General features: G+C 74.5%; 19 protein-coding genes and 1 riboswitch. Of the genes, 6 read left to right on the top strand and 13 right to left on the bottom strand.

The window, feature by feature from the left end:
• Both F1D97_RS02490 and F1D97_RS17400 read right to left on the bottom strand, forming a co-directional pair.
• Nucleotides 1-1,155 (bottom strand): thiamine ABC transporter substrate-binding protein, encoded by a 1,155-nt coding sequence (locus F1D97_RS02490; protein ID WP_236122163.1) that lies wholly within the window; start codon nucleotides 1,153-1,155, stop codon nucleotides 1-3.
• Nucleotides 1,156-1,234: 79 nt separating this feature from the next.
• Nucleotides 1,235-1,349, bottom strand: a riboswitch (TPP riboswitch).
• A 55-nt stretch (nucleotides 1,350-1,404) separates the two neighbouring features.
• Nucleotides 1,405-3,342 (bottom strand): DUF11 domain-containing protein, encoded by a 1,938-nt coding sequence (locus tag F1D97_RS17400; protein WP_263008800.1) that lies wholly within the window; start codon nucleotides 3,340-3,342, stop codon nucleotides 1,405-1,407.
• A gap of 126 nt (nucleotides 3,343-3,468) precedes the next feature.
• Between F1D97_RS17400 and F1D97_RS02510 the strand changes: the two genes are divergently transcribed.
• On the top strand, nucleotides 3,469-3,738 hold the full coding sequence (locus F1D97_RS02510; RefSeq protein WP_236122164.1) for a DUF4235 domain-containing protein: 270 nt from the start codon (nucleotides 3,469-3,471) through the stop codon (nucleotides 3,736-3,738).
• 16 nt (nucleotides 3,739-3,754) lie between these two features.
• On the opposite strand, the gene F1D97_RS02515 is transcribed toward F1D97_RS02510, so the two are convergent.
• A complete protein-coding gene (locus tag F1D97_RS02515) occupies nucleotides 3,755-5,242 on the bottom strand; it encodes a phytoene desaturase family protein (protein ID WP_236122165.1) in 1,488 nt (495 codons plus the stop codon).
• 217 nt (nucleotides 5,243-5,459) lie between these two features.
• Between F1D97_RS02515 and F1D97_RS02520 the strand changes: the two genes are divergently transcribed.
• The 3 genes from F1D97_RS02520 (at nucleotide 5,460) to F1D97_RS02530 (ending at nucleotide 7,725) form a co-directional block, all read left to right on the top strand.
• Nucleotides 5,460-5,897 carry a hypothetical protein gene (locus tag F1D97_RS02520; protein ID WP_236122166.1) on the top strand — a complete coding sequence of 146 codons (438 nt, stop codon included), beginning with the start codon at nucleotides 5,460-5,462 and terminating at the stop codon, nucleotides 5,895-5,897.
• Nucleotides 5,894-6,883 (top strand): hypothetical protein, encoded by a 990-nt coding sequence (locus tag F1D97_RS02525; protein ID WP_236122167.1) that lies wholly within the window; start codon nucleotides 5,894-5,896, stop codon nucleotides 6,881-6,883. Before F1D97_RS02520 ends, F1D97_RS02525 begins: the two co-directional genes overlap by 4 nt.
• Nucleotides 6,884-7,038: 155 nt before the next feature.
• Complete coding sequence (locus F1D97_RS02530; protein ID WP_236122168.1) at nucleotides 7,039-7,725, top strand: ABC transporter ATP-binding protein; 687 nt, start codon at nucleotides 7,039-7,041, stop codon at nucleotides 7,723-7,725.
• A 27-nt stretch (nucleotides 7,726-7,752) separates the two neighbouring features.
• Here F1D97_RS02530 and mnhG read toward each other — a convergent pair whose 3' ends face one another.
• Genes mnhG through F1D97_RS02560 form a run of 6 tightly spaced genes read right to left on the bottom strand, consistent with a single transcriptional unit; the run spans nucleotide 7,753 to nucleotide 14,191 of the window.
• Complete coding sequence (gene mnhG, locus F1D97_RS02535; protein ID WP_236122169.1) at nucleotides 7,753-8,139, bottom strand: monovalent cation/H(+) antiporter subunit G; 387 nt, start codon at nucleotides 8,137-8,139, stop codon at nucleotides 7,753-7,755.
• Nucleotides 8,136-8,531 carry a monovalent cation/H+ antiporter complex subunit F gene (locus F1D97_RS02540; protein WP_236122170.1) on the bottom strand — a complete coding sequence of 132 codons (396 nt, stop codon included), beginning with the start codon at nucleotides 8,529-8,531 and terminating at the stop codon, nucleotides 8,136-8,138. The genes mnhG and F1D97_RS02540 overlap by 4 nt, the downstream gene beginning before the upstream one ends.
• Nucleotides 8,528-9,094, bottom strand: coding sequence for a Na+/H+ antiporter subunit E (locus F1D97_RS02545; protein WP_236122171.1), 567 nt, complete (start codon nucleotides 9,092-9,094; stop codon nucleotides 8,528-8,530). The genes F1D97_RS02540 and F1D97_RS02545 overlap by 4 nt, the downstream gene beginning before the upstream one ends.
• Complete coding sequence (locus tag F1D97_RS02550; RefSeq protein ID WP_236122172.1) at nucleotides 9,091-10,689, bottom strand: Na+/H+ antiporter subunit D; 1,599 nt, start codon at nucleotides 10,687-10,689, stop codon at nucleotides 9,091-9,093. The genes F1D97_RS02545 and F1D97_RS02550 overlap by 4 nt, the downstream gene beginning before the upstream one ends.
• Nucleotides 10,686-11,153, bottom strand: coding sequence for a Na(+)/H(+) antiporter subunit C (locus F1D97_RS02555; protein ID WP_236122173.1), 468 nt, complete (start codon nucleotides 11,151-11,153; stop codon nucleotides 10,686-10,688). Before F1D97_RS02555 ends, F1D97_RS02550 begins: the two co-directional genes overlap by 4 nt.
• Before the next feature lie 5 nt (nucleotides 11,154-11,158).
• The gene (locus tag F1D97_RS02560) at nucleotides 11,159-14,191 is read right to left on the bottom strand and encodes a Na+/H+ antiporter subunit A (protein ID WP_236123459.1); all 3,033 of its coding nucleotides are present in this window, start codon (nucleotides 14,189-14,191) and stop codon (nucleotides 11,159-11,161) included.
• A gap of 266 nt (nucleotides 14,192-14,457) precedes the next feature.
• Here F1D97_RS02560 and F1D97_RS02565 point away from each other — a divergent pair, with 266 nt between their 5' ends.
• Nucleotides 14,458-16,644: a (Fe-S)-binding protein gene (locus F1D97_RS02565; protein WP_236122174.1), complete on the top strand. Its 2,187-nt coding sequence runs from the start codon at nucleotides 14,458-14,460 to the stop codon at nucleotides 16,642-16,644.
• Between the two features lie 339 nt (nucleotides 16,645-16,983).
• On the top strand, nucleotides 16,984-17,508 hold the full coding sequence (locus F1D97_RS02570; RefSeq protein WP_236122175.1) for a hypothetical protein: 525 nt from the start codon (nucleotides 16,984-16,986) through the stop codon (nucleotides 17,506-17,508).
• Nucleotides 17,509-17,679: 171 nt separating this feature from the next.
• Here F1D97_RS02570 and F1D97_RS02575 read toward each other — a convergent pair whose 3' ends face one another.
• Genes F1D97_RS02575 through F1D97_RS02590 form a run of 4 tightly spaced genes read right to left on the bottom strand, consistent with a single transcriptional unit; the run spans nucleotide 17,680 to nucleotide 22,844 of the window.
• Complete coding sequence (locus F1D97_RS02575; RefSeq protein ID WP_236122176.1) at nucleotides 17,680-19,056, bottom strand: FAD-binding oxidoreductase; 1,377 nt, start codon at nucleotides 19,054-19,056, stop codon at nucleotides 17,680-17,682.
• Entirely contained in the window at nucleotides 19,053-20,297 is a 1,245-nt protein-coding gene (locus tag F1D97_RS02580; protein WP_236122177.1) for an LVIVD repeat-containing protein, read from the bottom strand. The genes F1D97_RS02575 and F1D97_RS02580 overlap by 4 nt, the downstream gene beginning before the upstream one ends.
• A 1-nt stretch (nucleotide 20,298) precedes the next feature.
• Nucleotides 20,299-21,327, bottom strand: a complete 1,029-nt coding sequence (locus F1D97_RS02585; RefSeq protein ID WP_236122178.1) for an ABC transporter permease — start codon at nucleotides 21,325-21,327, stop codon at nucleotides 20,299-20,301.
• Nucleotides 21,324-22,844, bottom strand: coding sequence for a sugar ABC transporter ATP-binding protein (locus tag F1D97_RS02590; RefSeq protein ID WP_236122179.1), 1,521 nt, complete (start codon nucleotides 22,842-22,844; stop codon nucleotides 21,324-21,326). Before F1D97_RS02590 ends, F1D97_RS02585 begins: the two co-directional genes overlap by 4 nt.
• Nucleotides 22,845-22,850 lie beyond the last annotated feature (6 nt).

Consider the following 22,850-nt stretch of genomic DNA (forward strand, 5'->3'; position numbering starts at 1 on the left):
TCAGCCGATCACGGTCTGCGACCACGTCGAGAGCCAGACGTCACGCTTGGAGGCGATCTCGGCCGGTGCGACCTCGAACGGGTGCTCGGCGAGCGGCGCCCACAGCGTCCACCCGGCGGGCAGCACGACCTCGGACGCGACGGGGTACATGTACATCGAGCCGGGGATGTCGACCTGCACCTCGTAGGACAGCAGGTAGTCGAGCAGCGCCCGCGCGCCCGCGGGGTTCCGGGCGCCCGTGAGGACGCCCGCGTACTCGACCTGGCGGAAGCACGTGTCGAGCAGCGCGGACGTCGTCGGCTCGTCGGCGCCGTCCGGCACGGTCGCGGGCGGCGACGACGCGTAGGACAGCACGATGGGGCGCGGCCCGTTGCCGCCACCACCGGAGAAGTCGGTGAAGTACGCGTCGGACCAGCCGTCGGCGACCTTGAGGCCGTTGTCGACGAGCTCGTCCCAGTACTGCGGCCACGCGTCGCCCTTGGCGCCGACCGTGGCGAGCAGGAACGCGAACCCGGGCGAGGACGTCACGGCGTTGGGCACGACGAGCAGGTCCTTGTACGCGGGCTTCGTGAGGTCGTCGAGCGTCGTCGGCGGCTCCACGTCGTGCTTCGCGAACCACGCGTCGTCCACGTTGAGGCACACGTCGCCGAAGTCCACCGCGGTGAGCGCACCGTCGGTGTCGCCCTCGACGGCGAAGCCGAGCGCGTCGGCGGCCGCGTCGCCCTGCGACCGGTACGGCTCGACGACCCCCTCGGTGAGGGCACGCGACGCGAACGCGTTGTCGATGCCGAACACCAGGTCGCCGAGCGGCGCGTCCTTGGTGAGCACGAGCTGGTTCACCAGGGCCCCGGCGTCGCCGGGCTGGACGACCTCGACCTCGACGCCGGTCTCCTCGGTGAACTTCTCGAGCAGGCCGTCGGACAGCGCGAACGAGTCGTGCGTGACGAGCGTGACGGTGCCGCCCAGCTCGGGCGACGCGGTGGCCCCGGCGGTCCCGGAGCTCCCGGGAGGCGTCGGGGCGCCCGCCTGCGGGTCGTCGTCCGTGAGCGAGCAGCCCGCGAGGACGAGGGCGGGGACCAGCAGACCGCCGAGCAGCGCGGCCGTGCGGCGGGTGGGTCGGGATGCGCGCGTGCGGCGCACCGTCGGACCGGTCATGGGGTGGTGCCTCCTGGCGTCGTCTGCGAGGAGGGGTCCACCGGCCCGTCGCACCGAGCACCCCGGCACGACGGGGCGGAGGTGAGAAGTCCCGACTCCCTACGCCGGTATCACCCGGATCAGGTTCGAGGGTCTGCGGTTGTCCCGCACTCTCAGCGCCCTGGTGCCAACCCGGCGCTCCCCTGTCGTTCAGGGGTCGATGCTACCCGCGCCCGCGGGGTCGACCTGCGGGCGCGGGTGGCACGTGCGTCACTCCCGGAAGGCGGGACGCCCCTCGCGGCGGCGTGCTACGACGACCGCGCCGGCACCGCCGACGCCCAGGCCGAGCGCCAGCAGCGCGAGCAGCGCCACCTCGACACCGGTCACGGCGAGCGGCGCACGGTCGACCGGCTCGGCCTGGTCGACGGGCGCGGCGGGCGCGGCGGGGTCGGCGGGATCGACGGGGTCGACGGGGTCGGCGGGGTCGGCGGGGTCGGCGGGCGCCTCGACGTGGAGCGTGTGCCGGTCGGTGGCCGACGCCGCCCTGCCGTCGAGGCCGGGCGTCGAGGACGACACGGTCGCGGTGACGACGACGTCGCCGGTCAGCCACGAGGCAGCGGACACCCGCAGGTCGAGCCGGGCGACCTCGCCGGGGGCCAGCGGGGCGTCGAGCGCGCACACGACCGTGGACGTGCCGGAGCACTCCCAGTCCGCCGTCGACGCGGCGGCGACGTCCGCGACGTCCACTGCGGACGTCAGCCCCGCGGGCAGCGTGGCCGTCACGACGACGTCGCGCGCGTCCGACGGGCCGCGGTTCGCGACCTGCACGCGGTACACGCCCGTGCCGCCGGCGACCGGCGCGGTCAGGACGGCCGTCGCGAGGCTCAGCTCGGCGTGCGCGGTGACGGTCGTCGTGACCTCGTCGTCGTCCTGGTCGCCCTGCCAGCGCGACCCGACGACCGCCGTGGTGACGACGTCGCCCGTGACGCCGGACGCGACGGCCACGTCGAACGTGAACGACGAGGCCGCGCTCGCACCGACGCCGAGGACGCCGTCGAGCGCGCACACGACGCTCGTCGTGCCCGAGCACGTCCAGTCGTCGTCCGACGAGACGCCACCGGCGTAGCTCAGGCCCGCGGGCAGGTCGGCGGTCACGACGACGCCGTGCGCGGCCGACGGGCCGTCGTCGCGGACCGAGACGCCGAACGTCCCGGTCCCGCCCGCGACGAGCGCGTCGACGACCGTCGTGGTGATGCCGAGCGACTCGGCGTGCGTGACGGCCGTGCTCGTCGCGTCCTCGTCGTCGTGCGCGTCGTCGCCCTGGCCGGTGGCCGGCGTGACCTCCGCGGTCACGACGAGCGGGCCGTCCGCCGGGAGCAGCGTCGCGTCGACGAGGCCCGTGACGTCGACGCCCACCGACGCACCGACCGCGAGGTCCCACGGGCGCTCGCAGGTCAGCGTCCGGCCGGACACCGCGCAGACCACGCCCGTCTCCAGCAGCGTCGTCACGGACAGGCCCTCGGGCAGCGTCACGGTGACGACGACCGGGTCGGCCGCCGAACCGTGCGAGACCGACGGGCCGTGGTTGGTCACCACGGCCGACCACGTCGCCGAGGCGCCCGCGGCCGCGGAGCTCCCCGTGCCGCGGTACTCGCCCCGGCCGCCGTCGTACGAGTCACCGCCCGCGGGGTCCGTCACGTGCGTGACCGCCACGACCGTGGTGTGCGCGGCGGCCGACCCGCTCGCGGACCCGGCGGCCGAGGTCGGTGTCGCGTGGTAGCGCAGCACCACGGAGGCTCCCGCGTCGAGCCGTACGCCGGCGGGCAGCACGTCCGACCAGGTGAGCGTGCTCGTGCCCGTCGGGTCGTCCAGCGCGACCGCGCCCGCGGCGCCGACCTGGACGGTCGAGCTCCCGTCGACGTACTGCCATCCCGTCGGGAGGGTCGCGGTCAGCTCGACCGACGCGGCCGGCCCGCTGCCCGCGTTGGTCAGGACCACCGCGTACGCGACCGCCTGGCCGACGACCACGGGGTCCGGGGTGGTCTGCGACACGGTGGCGTCCACGCGCGGCAGCTGCGGCGTGACGCTCACGTTCGCCGGGGCGCTGGGCCCGTACGAGCGTCCGCCCGTGGGCAGCGACGTCCAGGACGTCGCGCGCGCGGTGCTCGTCAGGGTCCCGAGCGCGAACGTGTCGGCGTCGTCCAGCATCACGTCGTAGCCGACCTCGTCGTGGTCGCCCGAGGCGACGGACGCGACCGTCCGGCTCAGCCGGCGCGTCGAGGAGTCCCACGTGGAGCGCGCACGCCCGGCCCGCGGGCGGTAGCGTCGGCGTCCATGGCAGCCAAGCCCTCGACACCGATGCTCGCGAAGATCGTCGGACTCGCCACGGCGGCCGCAGCCGCGTGGCTGGCGAACCAGGCGATCAACCAGACCTGGAAGGCCGCGCGCGGCCACAAGCCGCCCAAGGCGGAGGACCCGGGCGACTCGCAGCTCGCCGAGATCCTCGTCGCCGCGGCACTCTCGGGTGCCGCCGTGGCGGTCGCCCGCGCGCTCGCGACGCGCGGTACCGCGCGGTTCGCCGTGAAGTCCGACCTGACGGACTGACCCGCGACCTGCGCCGTCAGGGCCGCAGGTCCGGGACCGTCGTGATCCCGAAGACGTCGCGCATCGCGCGCCGCGCCGCGAACCAGCCGCCGAGCCCGTGCACGCCCGGCCCCGGCGGGGTCGACGACGAGCACAGGTAGACCCCGTCGAGCCCGACCGCGTACGGGTCGGGCCGCGGCGTGGGCCGGGCGACCATCTGCCACATCGTGATCGCGCCGGCCGCGATGTCGCCGCCCACGTAGTTCGCGTTGTGCTCGGCCATCCGCGCGGCGGGCACGCACCGGCTCGCGACGACGACGTCGCGGAACCCCGGCGCGTACCGCTCGACGTGCGCGGTGACCGCCTCGGTGACGTCCACGTCGGAGCCCGCGGGCACGTGCGCGTACGTCCACAGCGGCCGCAGCCCGCCGACGACGCGCCCGGGGTCGACCACCGCGGGGTCGCTCAGCAGCGTCATCGGGCGCTCGGGGTGCTGACCGCGCGCGACCTGCGCCTCGGCCGCCGCCATCTCGGCACGCGTCCCGCCCAGGTGCACGGTCCCCGCGAGCGCGACCTCCGGGTCCGTCCACGGCACCGGGCCGGAGAGCACGAAGTCGACCTTGCTCGCGCCGTCGCCGTACCGGAACGCGGACAGGGCTCGGCGCGCACGGTCGGGCAGCCGGTCGCCGAGCACGTCGACGACCGTGCGCGGGCTCGTGTCGAACAGGTAGGCGTGCGCGCCCGGCAGGTCCGCGGCGGTCCGCACGGGGTGGTCGGTGACGACCTGGCCACCGTGCGCCTCGAGATCGGCGCGCAGCGCGTCGGTGATCGCACGCGACCCGCCGCGCGGGATGGACCACCCCTCGCCCGCGTGCGCGAGCGAGGCCAGCAGCAGCGCGGTGCCGGCGGCGGCGAGCGACGGCAGCGGCGTGCTCGCGTGGGCCGCCACGCCGGTGAGCAGCGCGGGCGCGACGTCGCCGGAGAACCGGCGGTCCCACGCGCGCGTGCCCTGCTCGAGCACCGCGAGCCCGAACGCCGCCGCGGTCGGCACGCCGCCCGGCAGCAGCCCGGGCGGCAGGTGGCGCTTGTCGCCCAGCGCGATGCGCACCACGTGCGGCCACTGCTCCGACAGCCGTCCGACGAGCGTCCGCCACGCGGGCCCGTCCGCGCCGAGCGCGTCGACCGTGCGGTCCAGGTCCCGGTACGCGATCCCCGAGCGCCCGCCCGGCAGCGGCTGCGCGTAGGACACCTCGGGCGTCAGGAGCTCGACGCCCCGCGCCGCGAGGTCGAAGCCGCGGAAGAACGGCGACGCCCATGCCATGGCCTGCACGGCCGAGCAGATGTCGTGCACCACGCCGTCGGCGAGCCCCAGGTCGAGCGTGCGCGCGCCGCCGCCGCTCGTGCTCTGGGCCTCCAGGACGGTGACCTGCAGCCCGGCGCGCGCGCACGTGACCGCCGCGGCCAGCCCGTTCGGGCCAGAGCCCACGACGACGACCTCGGTGTGCCCCTCGCCGCGCCCGCGCACCTGCGACCCCTCGCCTCGCTCGTCCCACCCGCTCGTCCGGACCCCGCCATCCAACCACCCCCACCGGGACGACGAGCGGCGGGCAGACCTCCCCGCAGCGCACGGGCGGGGTCGTGTGAGCAGGTCGGGGCGCGAAACGCGCCCGCACGATGTGCCCCTTCTGGCAGAGTTCGTGCCGGCTGCCCGAGGGGGGCGGGGCGCGGACGCTGGGGGACGGGTGAGCAGGTCTCAGGACGTACGAGCACGACGACGCGCGCGTGCGGTCACGTGGGGCGTGCTCGGCGTCATCGCCCTGGGTGCGCTGGTCGAGGCCGAGGTGTGGCCCGTGAGCGCGTTCCGCCTGTTCAGCACCGTGCGCACCGCGGAGGGCGCGTCGACCGTGCTCGTCGCGACCACCGTCGACGGCGTGCGCGTGCCGGTGCCGATGCCGGGCTCCGAGCCGCTCGTCGCGACCTCGCACCAGCTCGTCGACCTGCGCGACCTGCCCACCGGCGTGCGCCGGGAGAAGGCCGTCGCGTGGCTGCGGCTCGCGGGTCTGGACCCGGCCGGGTACGCGTCGGTCGCGGTCGAGCGCACGCGCTGGACGATGGACCCGACGACGCGCGAGCGCCGCCCGCACGGCACGACGACGGTGCTCGCGGAGGTGACGCTGTGACGGCCGACGCGACGACGCCGACGAACCCGACGCACCCGACGAGCCCGGCCGGCCCGACGGGCCCCGCCCCGGCGACCTCCGGGCAGCGCCCTCGGGGCGGGCGACTGCGCGCGGTCGTCGGGACCCTGGACCGCCGGCTCACCGCACCGGGGCGCGGCTACCGCCTGCGCGAGGTGCACACGCTCGTCGCGCTCGTCATCGGCCTGCGCCTGGTGACGCGCGACTGGTCCGCGATCGCCGACCGGCCCGCCGCGCTGACCGACGGCCTGACGGTCGTCTCGTGGCTGCCGGACGCGCTGCCCGCGGGGCTGCCGGTCGCGCTCGCCGTGCTGGGCGTCGGCGGGGTGGGGCTCGTGCTCGCGCGGCGCCGCGCGCACGCGGGGTTCGTCGTCGCGTGGGCCTGCTACGCGGTGCTGTGCGCGCTGTGGGGGTCGTCGGGCAAGGTCCTGCACAACGACGTCCTGACGGTGTGGGTGGGTGTCCCGCTGCTGTTCGCGAGCCTGCCGAGGCCGGGCCACGACCACCGGCGGGCGGTCGCGTGGGGCTGGCCGCCGCGCGCGGCGCTGGCCGCGCTCGCGCTCGTCTACTGGCTCACGGGTGTGCAGAAGCTGCGGCACTCGGGCGTCGGGTGGGCGCTGTCGGACAACATGACGTGGGTGCTGCGGCAGGGCGTCTCGCCGCACGCGGACGGGCTCGCGCAGTGGGTGGCCGACCACGTGGTGGTCGCGAGCGCGCTCGCGACGGGTGCGCTGCTGCTCGAGCTGACCGCGCCGCTGTGGCTCGCGTGGCGCCGGACGCGCGCGCTGTTCGTGCTCGCGGTCGCCGTGATGCACGGCAGCATCTGGCTGTTCCTGGGCATCGACTACTCGGCGTGGGTGCTCACGGCCGCGGCGGTCGCGCTGCCGATGAGCCTCGCGCCGACGCGCCGGTTGCGCGACGCGCCGGGACCCCTGGGACGCCTGGTATCGGCTCTCGCACGGGCGTAGAGACCGTTTCCGGCCGACTTAATCGTTACATTCGGACAAATCTCCGCGCGTCGGACGACAAGATGCCACCCAAGCGGGTCGTCGGACCTCGGCGTACCCGCGGCCGGCTCTCCCCACGAACCCCGGCCACCCCCGACGCAACGCTGCGAGGCGCCATGTCCGTGCTGTCCGCCTGCGACCTGGTCGCACGCACCGGATCACCGGCCGAGCTGCGCGGTGCCCATCTCGAGGTCGCCGACGGCGAGGCCGTCGCGCTGCTCGGGCCCGCCCGCTCCGGCACCACCACGATGCTCCAGGCGCTCGCCGGGCTCGTGCACCCCGTGCGCGGTCGCGTGCGGCTCGACGGCCGGGACCTCGCGTCGCTGCGCCCGCACGAGCTCGCCGCCACGCGCCTGAGCGCGCTCGGCCTCGTCTTCCCCGACGACGACCTGCTCCCCGAGCTCACGCTCGTGCAGAACGTCGAGCTCCCGCTGCTGCGCATGGGCGTGCCCGGCACGGAGGCCCGGCACCGCGCCGCGGCGCTGCTCGGCCGCCTGTTCGTCGGCGCCGGTGCGGACCTGCTGCCCGAGGCCGTGTCGTTCGGTCAGCGCCAGCGCGCCGCCGTGGCGCGCGCGCTCGTGCACCGGCCGCGCGTGGTGCTCGCCGAGGACCCGACCGCCGGCCTCGACTCGTGGCGTGCGCTCGCGCTGTTCGGGCTGCTCGTCGCCGTCGCGCGCGACACCGGCACCGCGGTGGTCGTCGCCACCCAGGACCCGGAGCTCGCGCAGCTCGCCGACCGCGTGGTCGAGCTGCGCGACGGCCTGCTCGTCGAGAGCCCGACCGCGCGCACCTACACGCGCTGAGCCGGTCGCGCCCGGGCGACGAGCGCGTCAGGCGTCGTCGCGCGTGCGCGCCTCGCGCAGGTCCCGCGTGAGCTCGTCCGTCACCAGCAGGTCGTTGCGCACCTTGCCCGTGCGGTAGCCCGCGCGCCCCACCATGTGCGCCGCCACGGGCGCGGTGAGCAGCCCGAACACCGCGACGAGCACGAGCGCCCACACCGCACCGCCCGAGCGCAGCCGCAGGCCCAGCCCGACGAGCACGAGGACCAGCCCGAGCACCTGCGGCTTGGTCCCCGCGTGCATGCGTGAGAGCAGGTCAGGGAACCGCAGCGCCCCGACCCCCGCAGCGAGCACCAGGAACGAGCCGCCGAGCAGCGCCACCACGGACACCACGTCCGCGAGCGTGTCCCAGCCCGAGCCGCCCTCGAGACCGTTCACCGGACCTCCCCCTCAGCGCCGCCGCCGTGGTGCTCCTCGGGCTCCGCCGCGGGTCGCAGCTCGGCCTCCTCCGCCTCGCGGCGCGCGGCCTCCTCGGCGGCGACCTCCTCGCGCGTGCGCACGCGGCCCTCGCCCTCGGGCTCGACGGCCGCGAACCGCGCGATCGTCACCGACCCCACGAAGCCGACGAGCGAGAGCACGACGAGCACGGGCACCACGTCGGCGCGGCGCTGCGACGCCGCGTACAGCGCGAACGCCGCGATCACCGCGGTGACCGTGATGTCGAGCGCGATGGTCCGGTCGAGCATCGACGGACCGCGCTCGGCCCGGACGATCGCGAGCGCGGCACCGACCGTGATCATGGCCGCGCAGACGAGCACCACCCAGGTCATGCGCGCACCCCCGTCTCGGCCGGGCCGAGCAGGCCCGCGGACCGCAGCTCGGCGCGGGACGCGAACGCACGCAGCACGCGCTCCTCCTGGTCGAGCACCGCCTGCCGCGCGGCCTCGATGCCGCCCGCCGCGTCCACGTCCAGCACGTGCAGGTACAGCCGGCCGGTGAGCCGGTGCGCCTCGACGACGAGCGAGCCGGGCACGAGCGAGCACAGCTCGGCGGTCATCGTGAGGTACAGGTCGGAGTGGCTGCGCAGCTGCACGCCGATCACCGCGCCGTGCGGCGTGTACCCGGGCCGCAGCGCGATGAACGCGACCTCGAACGACGCGCGCACCAGGTCCCACCCGAACCGCGTGAACAGCTTCACCACGCCCCAGGGGTGCACCGTGCCGTGGAAGTCGACGGACGCCATGTGCAGCCCGAGCGTCACGAACAGCGCGAGCACGACGCCCGCGAGCACGTTGGCGACGGACAGGTCGCCCCACAGGAAGACCCACACGACCGTCAGCCAGACGACCGTGCCCCAGGGCAGGCGGCGCGCGCGCCGCGGGTGCAGGCTCACGGGTGCTCCCCGGTGGTCGCGGGCTCGTCGGGCTGCTCGTCCGGCTGCTCCTCGGCCCTCTCCTCCGTCACGTCCGCGGACTCGCCCTCGCCGCGCTCGCCGTCGGGCAGAACCGCGTGGATGTACGTGGTCCGCAGCGTGAACGCGTTCGCGGCGCGCTCGGTGTACGCGTACAGCGGACCGGCGGCGAACGTCAGGGTGAGGCCGACGAGGACGAGCGCGGCGGTCGGGCCGACCATGCCGAACGGCAGGTGCGCGCGGCGCGGGGTGTCGGCCGGCGACTGCCAGAACGCCTTGTTCCACGCCTTCACGAGCGCGTACAGCGTGAGCAGCGACGTCACGACGGACCCGACGACGAGCACGTACGCGAGCGGGGTGCCCGCGTCGACGCCCGCCTGCAGCAGCCCGAGCTTGCCGAGGAACCCGGACAGCGGCGGGATGCCGGCGAGGTTCATGGCGGGCACGAAGAACAGGATCGCGAGCACGGGGGCGATCTTCGCCAGGCCGCCGAGGCGGGTCAGCGACGTGGACCCGCCCACGCGCTCGACGAGGCCGACGACGAGGAACAGCGCGGTCTGCACGGTGATGTGGTGCGCGACGTAGTACACCGCCGCGGTCCACCCCGCCTCGGTGGACAGCGCGATGCCGAAGATCATGTAGCCGATGTGGCTCACGAGCGTGAACGACAGGAGTCGTTTGATGTCGTCCTGCGCGACCGCGCCGAGGATCCCGACGACCATCGTCGCGAGCGCGGCCCACATGAGGACGTCGTCGAGCTGCCCGCCGGGGAACAGCAGCGTCTGCGTGCGGATGATCGCGTACACGCCGACCTTGGTGAGCAGGCCGGCGAACACCGCGGTCACGGGTGCGGGCGCGGTCGGGTAGGAGTCCGGGAGCCACGCGGACAGCGGGAACACCGCCGCCTTGACGGCGAACGCGAGCAGCAGCAGCACCTGCAGCGTGAGGCGCACGTCCGGGTCGATGTGCGGCAGGCGCAGCGAGAGCTGCGCGAGGTTCACGGTGCCGGTCGCGGCGTAGATCGCGGCGAGCGCGACGAGGAACAGCACCGAGGACAGCAGCGCGACGACGACGTAGATCGTGCCCGCGCGGATCCGGTCGCGCGTGCCGCCGAGCGTGATGAGCACGAACGACGCCGCGAGCAGGATCTCGAAGCCGACGTAGATGTTGAACAGGTCGCCCGACAGGAACGCGTTGGCGACGCCCGCGGCCAGCACCAGGAACGTCGGGTGGTAGATCGAGACGGGTGCGGACTCCTCGTCGTCGTCCCGGCCCTGCGCGAGCGAGTACAGCAGGACGCAGAGCGTCACGGCCGACGAGATCGTCAGCATGAGCGACGAGAGCCGGTCCGCGACGAGGTTGATGCCCACGGGCGCGGCCCAGCCGCCCACGTCGACGACGAGCGGGCCGTTGTCCGCCTGGAACAGCAGCACGAGCGACGCGGCCAGGACGAGCGCGAGCGCGGTGACCGAGACCACCGGCTGCACGCGCGGGCGGCGGTACAGCGCGAGCGTCAGGCCCGCGCTGAACAGGGGGATGACGACGGGGAGCGGGACGACCCAGGTCCAGTCGCTCACGGCTGCACCACCCCCTCGTCGGTCTCGTCGCGGGCCTCTTCGGCCTCCTCGTCCAGGGACTGCGCGGTCGCCTCGGTGTCGGCGTCCGTGACCGCGCGTTCGTCGATCGCCGCGAGGCGCGCGATGCGCCGGTCCTCGACGTCGTCCTGCACCTCGTCGTGCCGCTGCAGCTGCCACGACCGGTACGCCATGGCGAGCAGGAACGCGGTCATGCCGAGCGTGATGACGATCGCGGTGAGCACCATGGCCTGCGGGAGCGGGTCGCTCATCTGCCCCTCGTCGGCGGCCCCGACGATCGGCGGGCGGCCCGCGCGGCCGCCGGCCACGAGGAACAGCAGGTTCGCGCCGTTGCCGAGCAGCACGACGCCGATCAGGACGCGCGACAGGGACCGCTCGAGCAGCAGGTACACGCCGGCCGCGAACAGCACGCCGATCGCGATCACGAGCGTGACGTTGGGCGTCATGTCGATCACCGGCGCTCACCCGCCCCGGTGAGGACGTCGGCACCCTCGGCGAACGCCGGGTCCTCGCCCGTCTCGGCGCGACGGTCGAGCTCGGCACCCAGCGAGCGCAGGATGTCGAGCACCAGGCCGATGACGACGAGGTACACGCCGATGTCGAAGAACAGGCTCGTCACCAGGTGCACGTGGCCGAGCAGCGGCACGTGGAAGTCGATGATCCACGACCGCAGCACCGACCCGCCGACGACGAGCCCGACGAGCCCCACGCCGGCCGAGAGGAACAGCCCCGTGCCGAGCAGCAGACCGGGCTGCACGGGCGCGGCCTCGCCGAGCTCGTACCGCCCGCCCGCGAGGTAGCGCACGATCAGCGCGATGCCCGTCACCAGGCCCGCGGCGAACCCGCCGCCGGGTGCGTTGTGGCCGCTGAACAGCAGGAACACCGAGTACACGACCATCGTGTGGAACAGGAGCCGCACGACGACCTCGAAGATCACCGAGCGCCGCTGCGGCGCGAGCGTGGCGACCGCGCGCAGCCACACCCGGTTGGTCGCGGGCGCGTCGACGCGCGCCTGGTCCGTGGCGCGGCGCAGCGCCGCCATCGGGTCCGTGCCCGCCCAGACCTTGCGCTCGTTGAGCGCGTCCTTGGCGCGGAAGATCTGCCCCGTGCGGCGCGAGAGGAAGACGAGCGACGCGACACCGGTGGCCGCGACCAGCAGCACCGAGATCTCGCCCATGGTGTCCCACGCGCGGATGTCGACGAGCGTCACGTTCACGATGTTCTTGCCGCCGCCCCAGCTCACGGCCTCGTCGGCGAAGTGCTCGGTGACGGGCGCGTGCACGCGGGCCCACGGTGCGACGAGCGCGACCCCCGCCGCGGTGAGACCGACCGCGAGGCCCAGCGCGAGCCGCAGCCAGCGCGACGCCGCGAGCGGGCGGTCGGAGAAGTACGGCGGGATGCGGCGCAGCACGAGCACGAACACGACGAGCGTGACGGTCTCGGTCAGCACCTGCGTGAGCGCCAGGTCCGGCGCGCCCTGCAGCAGGAACAGGCCCGCGACCGCGTACCCGCCGATGCCCAGCAGGATCACGGCCTTGAGGCGACGACGAGCACGCGCGACGAGCACCGCCGAGACGACCGCGGCCGCCGCGAACACCGCCTGCCCGGGGTGGTCCCACGCCCGCACCGACGCGGGCCACCGGCCGCCCGCGAGCAGGCTCCCGCCGACCGCGAGGACGAACACGACGAGCACGATGCCCAGGTACAGCGGCAGCGAACCACGCTGCGTGGTCGCGGTGACGTCCGCCGCGACGTCGTCGAGGCGACGCATGAACCGCCGGTACAGGTGGTCCGCGTCGGGGCCGCGGTACGTGGTGCGGCCCTGCAGCACCTCGACGCGCTCACGCACCGTGAACAGCGCCGCCCCCGCGCCGAGGATGACGAGCGTCAGCACGAACGTCGGCGTGAACCCGGCCCACAGCGCGAGGTGGCCGGGCTCGCCCACGTGCAGCGTGTCCGCGTACGGCTCGAGCAGGTGCTCGCCGAGCTGCGGCAGGAGCGCCGCGACCAGGCCGAGCAGGCCGAGGATCATCGCGGGCCACACGAGCAGCAGCGACGGGTGCGAGACCGCGGCGGGCTCGGCGTCGGGCTGGGTCGCCACGGCGCTCGTCGTGCCCGGGCCGCGTGCGCCGTCCGCCTGGGTCGCCGCCGCGGCGTCCGCGAGCGCCGACTCGGGGATGACCGCGCGCTTCGTCGCGAACGCGCCCCACCACAGCCGCAGCCCGTACGCGACGGTCAGCACCGACCCGACCGCGACGGACACGAGCACGATCAGCCCGACCGCGTGGTCGTCGAGGTGCTCGATCGCCTCGAGCCCCGCCTCTTTGGCGACGTACCCCGCGAACGGCGGCAGGCCGATCATGCTCGCGGTGCCGAGCGCGCCCGCGAGCGCGGTGAGCTTGAGCTCCTTGCCGACGCCCGACAGGCGCCGCAGGTCACGCGTGCCGGTCGCGGCGTCGACCACGCCGACGACGAGGAACAGCGTCGCCTTGAACATCGCGTGCGCGCCGAGCATCGCCAGCCCCGCGAGCGCCGTGGCGCGCGTGCCGAGCCCGACGAGCAGCGTGATGAGCCCGAGCTGGGACACCGTGCCGAACGCGAGGACGAGCTTGAGGTCGTGCTGGCGCAGCGCGCGGTACCCGCCGAGCAGCAGCGTGCCGCACCCGAGCACCACGACCACCCACCGCCACAGCGCGTGCTGCGAGTACGCGGGCGCGAACCGCGCGACGAGGTAGACGCCGGCCTTCACCATCGCCGCGGCGTGCAGGTACGCCGAGACGGGCGTCGGCGCGGCCATCGCGGCGGGCAGCCAGAAGTGGAACGGGATGAGCGCGGACTTCGTCGCGGCCCCCGCGAGCAGGCACGCGATCGCGGCGGTCGCGGTCGCACCGCCGGGCGGGTCCGCGACCACCTCGCTCAGCCGGTACGTGCCCGCGGCCTCGCCGAGCAGCACCACGCCGACGAGCATCGCCAGCCCGCCCGCGGTCGTGATGACGATCGCCTGCATGGCCGCGCGGCGGCTCGCCTTGCGGTCGCTGTAGTGGCCGATCAGCAGGTAGGAGGTGACGGTCGTCAGCTCCCAGAACACGAACATGAGGATCATGTCGTCGGACGTGACGAGCCCGAGCATCGCGCCCGCGAACGCGACGAACACCCCGCCGAACCGCCCCAGCCCCTGCGCGGACGCGGAGAAGTACGCGGCGCAGTAGACGAGCACGAGCGCACCGACGCCGCCGACGACGAGCGTCATGAGCCACGCGAGCGTGTCGAGCCGGAACGTCAGCCCCAGCCCGAGCTGGCTGATCCACTCGATGCTCTCGACAGGGCCTTTGCCCGACTGGACCTGCGAGGTCCAGCTCAGCGCCCACGCGGCCGCGGAGGCCGGCGCGAGCGCGAGCGCCCAGAACGCCTTGCGGCCCCAGAGCCGGACGAGCGTGGGCGCGGCGAGGGCTGCTGCGAGGTGGATGACGAGCAGCAGCAGCACGCGGGCGGGCTCCGTCCTGTCGGGGCGCATGGCCGCCGTCCGGATCGTCCCGGACGACGCCGTGCCTGGGCAGGGGATCGGTCAAGACTCTACCAACGCATCGCCGTCGGACCCGGCCGCGCCGCCCCTCTCACCCGTGTGACCTAGGCCCCCTTTCGCAGGTCCCCTCTCCGCTTCTCGTCGGCGCGGGCAGCCCCCGCGACGCGGCGGCGACCGGTCGACGGACGGGGGGACCGCGAACCGGGCGGGTCGGTAGGTTGTGCCGCGTGAACGGGGTGCAGTGGGTGGGGCTCGTGGTCGTCGTCGCGGCGACCGTCGCCGGCGTGTGGTCGTTCGCCCGCGGGGTCACGACGATCGTGCGGACCGTCGCCGTCGGGCGTCCCGCTCCGGGGCGCCTGTCCCCGGTGGGCACGCGCCTGGCGACCCTCGCGCGCGAGGTGCTCGGGCACGGGCGGTTCCAGCACCGGCCGGTGGTGCGCGCCGCGCACTGGGTGGTCATGGTCTCGTTCCCCGTGCTGTTCGTGACGGTCGCGACCGCCTACGTGCAGGTCGTCGACCCGTCCGGCGCGCTCCCGCTCGTCGGGCACCTGTGGCCGCTCGAGTGGGCGGTCGAGGCGCTCGCGTGGACCTCGCTCGTCGGGATCGTCGCGCTGTTCGTCCTGCGCCTGCGCATCCGCCCCCGCACCGCGCAGCCGCTCGAGCAGCAGCGCCGCTCGCGGTTCTTCGGCTCGACGCAGTGGCAGGCGTTCTACGTCGAGGCGACGATCGCCGCGGTCGTCGTCGCCGTCATCGCGCTGCGCGCCCTGGAGTACGCGCTGCAGGCGCAGGCCGGTGAGGGTTCCGCGAGCGCGTTGCACTTCCCGCTCACGGCCTGGCTGGGCGAGGCGTGGGTGGGCGCGACGACGAGCGCGCTCGAGACCGCGGTCGTCGTGCTCGCGACCGTGAAGATCGTCATCTCCATGGCGTGGCTGGTCGTCATCGGCCTGCAGCCCACCATGGGCGTCGCGTGGCACCGGTTCCTCGCGCTCGTCAACGTGTACGCGCGCCGTGAGCCGGACGGCACACCCGCGCTCGGCCCGCTGCAGCCGCTCACGCTCGCCGACGGCACCCCGGTGGACCTCGCGGCCCTCGAGGACCTGCCCGACGACGCGCGCCTGGGCGTCGGCGCGATCGAGGACTTCACGTGGAAGGGCCTGCTCGATTTCTCGACGTGCACCGAGTGCGGCCGCTGCCAGGACCAGTGCCCCGCGTGGGCCACGGGCAAGCCGCTGTCCCCCAAGCTCGTCACGCTGTCGCTGCGCGACCACGCCGCCGCGACCGCCCCCTACCTGCGCGCAACGGACGGCACGCGCACGCTCGACGACGAGCACGCGGGCCTCGACCTCATCGGCACGGGCGTGATCGACCCCGACGCGCTGTGGGCGTGCACCACGTGCGGTGCGTGCGTGCAGCAGTGCCCCGTCGACATCGAGCACGTCGACGCGATCGTCGACATGCGCCGCTACCAGGTGCTCATGGAGTCCGCGTTCCCCAAGGAGCTCGGCGGCACGTTCACCAAGCTCGAACGCCAGGGCAACCCGTGGGGGCTGCCCGCGCGTGCGCGCCTCGACTGGGCCAAGGGCCTCGACTTCGAGGTGCCCGTCGTCGGGAACGACGTCGAGTCGGCCGCGGACGTCGACTACCTGTTCTGGGTCGGCTGCGCGGGCGCGTACGAGGACCGCGCCAAGCGCACGACGAGGGCCGTGGTCGAGCTCCTGCACGCCGCGGGGGTGTCGTTCGCGGTGCTCGGTGACGGCGAGACGTGCACGGGCGACCCGGCCCGCCGCGCGGGCAACGAGCTGCTCTACCAGATGCTCGCCGCGCAGAACGTCGAGGTGCTGAACGAGGTCGGCGCGACGCGCATCGTCGTGACCTGCGCGCACTGCTTCAACACCATCAGCCGCGAGTACCCGCAGCTCGGCGGCCGGTACGAGGTCGTCCACCACACCGTGCTGCTCGACCAGCTCATCGGCGACGGTCGCCTCACGCTCCTGCCCGCCGACGACGAGCGCACCGTCACCTACCACGACCCGTGCTACCTGGGCCGGCACAACCAGGTGTACTCCCCGCCGCGCGAGCTGCTCGGTGCGATCCCCGGCGTGCAGGTGAAGGAGATGCCGCGCTCGGGCGCGGACTCGTTCTGCTGCGGCGCGGGCGGCGCGCGCGTGTGGATGGAGGAGTCCATCGGCACGCGCATCTCGACGGCCCGCGCGACCGAGGCCCTCGCCACGGGCGCGGACGTCATCGCGACCGCCTGCCCCTACTGCACCGTGATGCTCACCGACGGCGTCGCCGCCGCCCGCACGGCCGACGCGGGCTCGTCGTCGGGCGCGCAGTCCGGCACCCAGGTGGGCGTCCCGGAGGTCGCCGACATCGCCGTCCTCCTCCGCGACCGCCTGGCCCACACCCCCTGACCCCTGCCGGGGTCGGCTCGGACCCTGGCGGATCGCAGCCACGCCTGACGGTCCGCACGCGATGACCACGTCAACCCGGCGCCCCGGGAGCTCCCGCGTCGACACGGGCGAGAGCGATGACGGTCTCGGCGACCCACCGCCGCGTGAGCCCGGGGTTGCTCCGGGAATAGGCGGGCTGAGCCGGAGGAAGGGCGGGTTCGGAGGGGTGGAGTCGGAGAAGATGGGCACACCTCGCCGCCGACGCCGCCGGCCCGGACACTCGGACGTCTCTGCGACTCTTCGAGACGTGGGTGAAGCCGCGTGCGATGAGCCCCATTGCTGTCCGGTAGCGTCGTGGCGGTGCTGAGCTACTTCCAGGTGATCGCAACGCCCGTGCCCACCGCCAGGCGGTTGTCCGCCGATCAGGACTTCGTCCGCAAGCTCCGCTTCACGCCCGGGTGGCGCATGAGCCCCCCGTCGATCGAGTGGCAGCTCCAGATCGACCAGCCCACCGACTGGGTCCGGAACATCGACCAAGCCAGGGCAGTGTCTCCGGCGGTCCGTGAAGTAGTCGAGCCGTTGCTCGGGCCTGCCGACGAGGTCCAGTGGATCCCCGCCACGGTCCGCACACGTGAGGGCGATCCGCTGCCCTATTGGGTGATGCACTTCCCGCACCCCACTGACATCTACGACGAGGACCGCACGATCCGGGGAGCCAGCCCCATCCCGATGTCCGCGGCACTGTCCGCCGCCAAGCTCGAGGGCCACACCGTCGTCCCCGGCCCGCTGACGTCGTACACCTACCTCGCCGAACCCGTGCTCCAGGCCATGAAGGAGCGCGGCCTGACCGGCTACTCGATCGAGAAGCGCCACCACCCCCGGTAGCCGACTCCCACCCCGACCCCGTCACAGCTCCGGGAATGATCAACCAGAGCCGGAGCGATGACGGTCCGGCGACGCCCCGCCGCGTGAGCCCGGGGTTGCTCCGGGAATGGGCGGGCTGAGCCGGAGGAAGCGCGGGGTCGGCGGCAGAGGGTCGGAGGGCCGGCCGGAGAGTCAGAGTTTCTTGCCGGGGTTGAGGATGCCCGTGGGGTCGAAGGCGGTCTTGATGGCGCGCTGGAGGGCGCGGACGTCCGGGCCGAGCTCGTCGTCGAGGGCCTCGAGCTTCTCGACGCCGATGCCGTGCTCACCCGTGACCGTGCCGCCCAGGGAGCGCGCGAGGCGCAGGACGTCGCTCATCGCGGCGTGCGCGGCGACGGTCTGCGCGGGGTCGGCGGGGTCGAACGCGACGACGGGGTGCAGGTTGCCGTCGCCGACGTGGCCGCCGGTCGCGACGAGCACACCGCGCGCGGCCGCGATGTCCGCGAGCCGGTCGATGAGCTCTCCCAGCCGCGAGCGCGGGACTGACACGTCGCCGTTGAGGGACCCGCCGCGCAGCGCGCGCATCGCGGGCTGGAACGCGCGACGCGCAGCGAGCAGCGAGTCGAGCGCCTCGGGCGACGCGCCGACCTCGACGGCCAGCGCACCGGCTGCGCGCATGGCGTCGGCGTAGGCGTCGAGCGTCGCGGTCGCGTCGCCGCGCTCGTCGGTCACGGCCAGCAGCCACGCGCCGGCGCCCTCCGGGACCCCGGCGGACGGCGCGTACGCGGCGACGGCCCCGGCGACCACGCCGTCGAGCAGCTCGAGCGTGGACGGCCGGTGCGGGCCGCCGACGATCGCGACGGCCGCGGCGAGCGCGTCGGGCACCGAGGCGAACGTCGCGGAGACACCCCGCTCCGGACCGGGCGCGGGTAGCAGGCCGAGCGTGGCCTGCGTGACGACGGCGAGCGTCCCCTCGGACCCGACGACGAGCCCGGTCAGGTCGTACCCGGCGACGGCCTTCACGGTGGTCGCGCGCGTGTCGAGCACCGTGCCGTCGGCGAGCACGACCTGCAGCGAGCGCACGAAGTCCCTGGTCACGCCGTACTTCACGCAGCGCATGCCGCCGGCGTTCGTCGCGATCGTCCCGCCCACCGTGGCGCGCGACGCGGACGCCGGGTCCGGCGGGTAGAACAGGCCCTGCTCCGCGACCGCGGCCTGCAGGTCCGCGACGAGCACGCCCGGCTCGACCACGGCGACCTGGTCGACGGGGTCGATGCGCAGCACGCGGTCCATGCCGGACAGGTCGAGCAGGATCGCGCCGGGCACGGCGTCGGCGGCGCCGGCCAGGCCGGTCAGCGCGCCCTGGGGCACCACGGGCACGCCGTGGGCGTGCGCCACGCGCAGGGTCGCGGCGACGTCGTCGGTCGAGCGCGCCCGGACCAGCGCGAGCGCCGCGCCGTCGGCGAGGGGTGCGGCCGCGGCCTCGTCGTGCGCGCGCGCCGCGACGGCCGCCTCGTCGAGCACGAGCACGTCGTCGGGAAGGATCCCCGCGAGCCCGTCGAGCACGCTCATCGCGCCTCCCCCTCGTACTGCAGCACGTACAGCCCCGCGTTGTAGTCCGTGACGTACGCGCGCAGCTCGGCGTCGACGAACACGTCGAAGCTCTGGACGACCCGCGGCCGGCCGGGGCGCGTGTCGACCATCCGCACGGGCGCGGGCGGGACCCACCACGCGACCTCCTGCGGTCGGTACGGGTCGGTGAGGTCGTAGGCCCGCACGCCGGCGTTCTGGTAGGTCGCGAACGCGAGGGTCTCGGAGACGAACGAGCCGGGCCGGTTCTCGTGCAGGTTGTGCGGGCCGAAGTGGCCGCCCTTGGCGAGGTAGTCCTCGTCGGCGGGCTGCGGGAACGTCGAGATCGGCCACGGGTTGGCGGGGTTGCGGATGTCGAGCACCCACGTGCGCTTGTCGCCGTCCGCGCCGTCGTCGGCGATCGCCTCGTCGGCCACCAGCAGCAGGTCCCGGCCCGGCAGGGGCAGCGCGGTGTGCGTGCCGCCGCCGAACGGCTCGGTCCAGTTGCGGGCGGCGACCAGGCGCGGGGCGGTCCGGTCGGCGACGTCGAGGATCGTCAGGCCGCCGTCGCGCCACGACGCGTAGGCGGTGTCGCCGTCGACGATCGCGTGGTGCAGGCCGTACCGCCAGCGGTCGGTGTCCCACGTCGGGGTCTCGCCGCCGGCCTCGTGCATGCCCGGCAGCCACCAGCGCCCGGCGGGGACCGGGTGCGCGGGGTCCGCGAGGTCGATCGTCAGCAGGATGTAGTCGGTGAACCCGTCGAGCAGCGCGGACGCGTACGCCCACCGCCCGCCGGTGTACCAGAGCCGGTGCAGGCCCACGCCCTCCACGGGCATGAACGCGATCTCGCGCGGCTGCCCGGGCGTCGAGATGTCGAACACGCGCAGCCCGGCGGCGTACCCGCGCTCGGCCTGCAGCGCGGGCTGCCCCACCGAGCGCGTGTAGTAGTCGGACTCGACCTGGAACTCGGTGTCCGCGAACAGGTCCTTCGCGTTCACGACGAGCAGCAGCCCCTCGGCCGCCTGCAGGTGCACCGACCAGGTGCCCGGGGGCGCGGCGACGAACCCGACGGTCCTCGGGTCGCGCGGGTCGCGGACGTCGATCACCGAGAGGCCGCCGGAGAACGCGTGCGCCACGTACGCGAACCCGTCGACGACCATCACCTGGCAGCCGTCGGGCCGCCCGCCCTGGTCGCTGTGCCCCAGGAACGAGAACCCGTGCGCGTGGTCGGGTGTGTGGGTCATGTCAGGCCTCCTTGCGGCGCCAGAACGCGAACGCGAGCGCGACGACGAACACGCCGCCCTTGACGATGTCCTGCGCGTAGTACGGGACGCTCATCATCGTCAGCCCGTTGAGCAGGATCCCGATGAGCAGGGCGCCGAGCAGCGTGCCGACGACGCTCGGGCGCTTCTGCCCGAAGATCGCGTACCCCACGTACGCGGCCGCGACCGCGTCCATGAGCATCGGCGCCCCCGCGGACACCTGCCCCGAGCCGATCCGCGACGTCAGCACGATCCCGCCGATCGCGGCCAGCAGCCCCGACAGCACGTACGCGAGCGTCTTGAGCCGCCCCACCGGCAGACCGAAGTGCCGCGCCGCCTCGACGTTCCCGCCGACCATGTACATGTGCCGCCCGGTCGTCGTACGCGTGAGGAACAGGTGCGCGACCACGACGACGACGAGCAGCAGCACCGCCGCGAACGGCAGCCCCAGCAGCGTGCCCTGGCCGATCCTCAGGAACGACGGGATGACGATGCCCGGCGCCGGGGCGCCGTCGTGCTCGACGCCCGCGTAGATCGAGTACCCCGACGTGTACGTCAGCTGGATCCCGTTGACGACGAACAGCATCGCGAGCGTCGCGAGCAGGTCCGGCAGGCGCAGCTTCACGACGAGCGCGGCGTTGGCCAGCCCGACCAGCACGCCCAGCAGCAGCGGCACGAGGATCGCGACGAACAGCTCCTGCTGGTAGTAGACCATCGCGGCCGCGGCGCCGATCGTCGCGAGCGACGCCGTCGAGCCGATCGACACGTCGAACCCGTCGACGACGAGCGAGAACGTCACGCCGAGCGCGAGGAACGCCGAGACCGACACCGACTTGAGGATGTCGGTGAAGTTCTTGAACGTCAGGAAGTTGTCGTTGACCACCGCGAAGAACACGATCAGCGCCACGATCACGCCGAGCGCGGCGTACCGGCGCGTGAGGTCCGCGCGGCGGCTGCGCGTGGCGACCGGAACGGTCGTCGGGGTGACGGTCGGGGTGGCGGTGCTGGTCATTCGGACGTCTCCACGGCGAGCATGAGGTCGAGGGGGGTCGCGTCGGCCGCGGGCAGGTCCGCGACGACGCCGGTACGGGTCAGGACGACGACGCGGTCGGCGATGCGCAGCGCGTCGTCGGGCTCCGCCGTGAGGTACAGGACGCCCGCGCCCGCGTCGGCGGAGCGCTCCACGGCCTGGAAGATCGCCTCCTTGGCGGCGACGTCCACGCCCTTCATCGGCTCGTCGAGCACCAGCAGCCGGCGCTCGCCCGCCCACTTGGCGACCGACACCTTCTGCTGGTTGCCGCCCGACAGGCGGCGCGTGACCGGGCGGGTGCTCGCGGGCTGCACGTCGTACTCCGCGACGAGCGCGGCGGCGCGACGCTCCTCCGCGCGCGGGCGGACCAGGCCGCGCAGGCCCAGCGACAGGTGCGTGGCCACCGACTCGTCCAGCCACAGCCCGTGCCGGCGCCGCTCCTCGGGGACCAGCGCGATCCCCGCGGCGACCGCGGCGGGCGGCGAGCCGATGCGGCGCTCGTGGCCGTCGACGCTCGCGCGGTACGCGCCGTGCAGGCCGAGCAGCCGCTCGGCGAGCGAGGACTTCCCCGCCCCGAGCAGCCCGAACACCGCGACGACCTCCCCGCGTCCGACGCGCAGGTCGACGGGCACGCGGTGGCGGCCCACGGGCAGGCCGCGCACCTCGAGCACGGGCGCGCGCTCGTCGGACGCACGCTCGTCGGACGGACGCTCGTCGGCGACCACGGGCTCGTCGGACGCGCTCCCGGTGCGGTGCGCGCGACGCACCGCGACGGTCCGCTGCCCCGTCATGGCCTCGACGACCGCGTCCGGGTCGGTGTCCGCGGCGCGCGCCTGCAGGACCGTGCGCCCGGCACGCAGGACGGTCAGCTCGTCGGCGAGCTCGAACACCTCCGCGAGGCGGTGGGAGATGAAGACGATGCCGATGCCGTCGGCCTGCATCGCCCGCACGATCCGGTAGAACCGCTGCGTCTCGACGGCGTCGAACGAGGCCGTCGGCTCGTCGAGCACGACGTACCGCGCACGCCCGGCCACGGCGCGCACGAGCGAGAGCACCTGCTTCTCGTACAGGGTCAGGTCCGCGACCTGACGGTCGACGTCGAGCTCGACGTCGTAGCGCTCGAGCAGCTCGCGTGCGAGCGCCCGGTTGCGGCGCGGGTGGAACAGGGCCGTGCGCGCCTCGCGCAGGAGACCGACCGTGAGGTTCTCGTGGACCGTGAGGTCCGGGACGAGCGCGCGGTCGACCTCCTGCGCGAGCAGCACGATCCCCGCGCGCGTCGCGGCGCCGGGCCCGTCGAGCCGGACCGGCTCGCCCTCGACGACGACCTGCCCGCGCGTGGGCGCGAACTGGCCGGTGGCGACGTGCACGAGCGTGCTCTTGCCGGCACCGTTCATGCCGAGCAGCGCGTGCACGCGGCCGCCGACGACGGTCAGGGACACGTCGTGCAGGACGGGTCCGTCTCCGTAGTCGTGCGTGATGCCGTCGAGGGCGAGCGTCATGGTCCG

It is taken from the genome of Cellulomonas palmilytica, assembly GCF_021590045.1.
GTDB classification, from domain to species: domain Bacteria; phylum Actinomycetota; class Actinomycetes; order Actinomycetales; family Cellulomonadaceae; genus Cellulomonas; species Cellulomonas palmilytica.

Excerpts from the sequence above, each read along its gene's own strand:
- F1D97_RS02490 (WP_236122163.1), bottom strand. The coding sequence starts at position 1,155 with ATGACCGGTCCGACGGTGCGCCGCACGCGCGCATCCCGACCCACCCGC.
- F1D97_RS17400 (WP_263008800.1), bottom strand. The coding sequence starts at position 3,342 with ATGCTGGACGACGCCGACACGTTCGCGCTCGGGACCCTGACGAGCACC.
- F1D97_RS02510 (WP_236122164.1), top strand. The coding sequence starts at position 3,469 with ATGGCAGCCAAGCCCTCGACACCGATGCTCGCGAAGATCGTCGGACTC.
- F1D97_RS02530 (WP_236122168.1), top strand. The coding sequence starts at position 7,039 with ATGTCCGTGCTGTCCGCCTGCGACCTGGTCGCACGCACCGGATCACCG.
- F1D97_RS02540 (WP_236122170.1), bottom strand. The coding sequence starts at position 8,531 with ATGACCTGGGTGGTGCTCGTCTGCGCGGCCATGATCACGGTCGGTGCC.
- F1D97_RS02555 (WP_236122173.1), bottom strand. The coding sequence starts at position 11,153 with ATGACGCCCAACGTCACGCTCGTGATCGCGATCGGCGTGCTGTTCGCG.
- F1D97_RS02575 (WP_236122176.1), bottom strand. The coding sequence starts at position 19,056 with ATGAGCGTGCTCGACGGGCTCGCGGGGATCCTTCCCGACGACGTGCTC.
- F1D97_RS02580 (WP_236122177.1), bottom strand. The coding sequence starts at position 20,297 with ATGACCCACACACCCGACCACGCGCACGGGTTCTCGTTCCTGGGGCAC.
- F1D97_RS02585 (WP_236122178.1), bottom strand. The coding sequence starts at position 21,327 with ATGACCAGCACCGCCACCCCGACCGTCACCCCGACGACCGTTCCGGTC.
- F1D97_RS02590 (WP_236122179.1), bottom strand. The coding sequence starts at position 22,844 with ATGACGCTCGCCCTCGACGGCATCACGCACGACTACGGAGACGGACCC.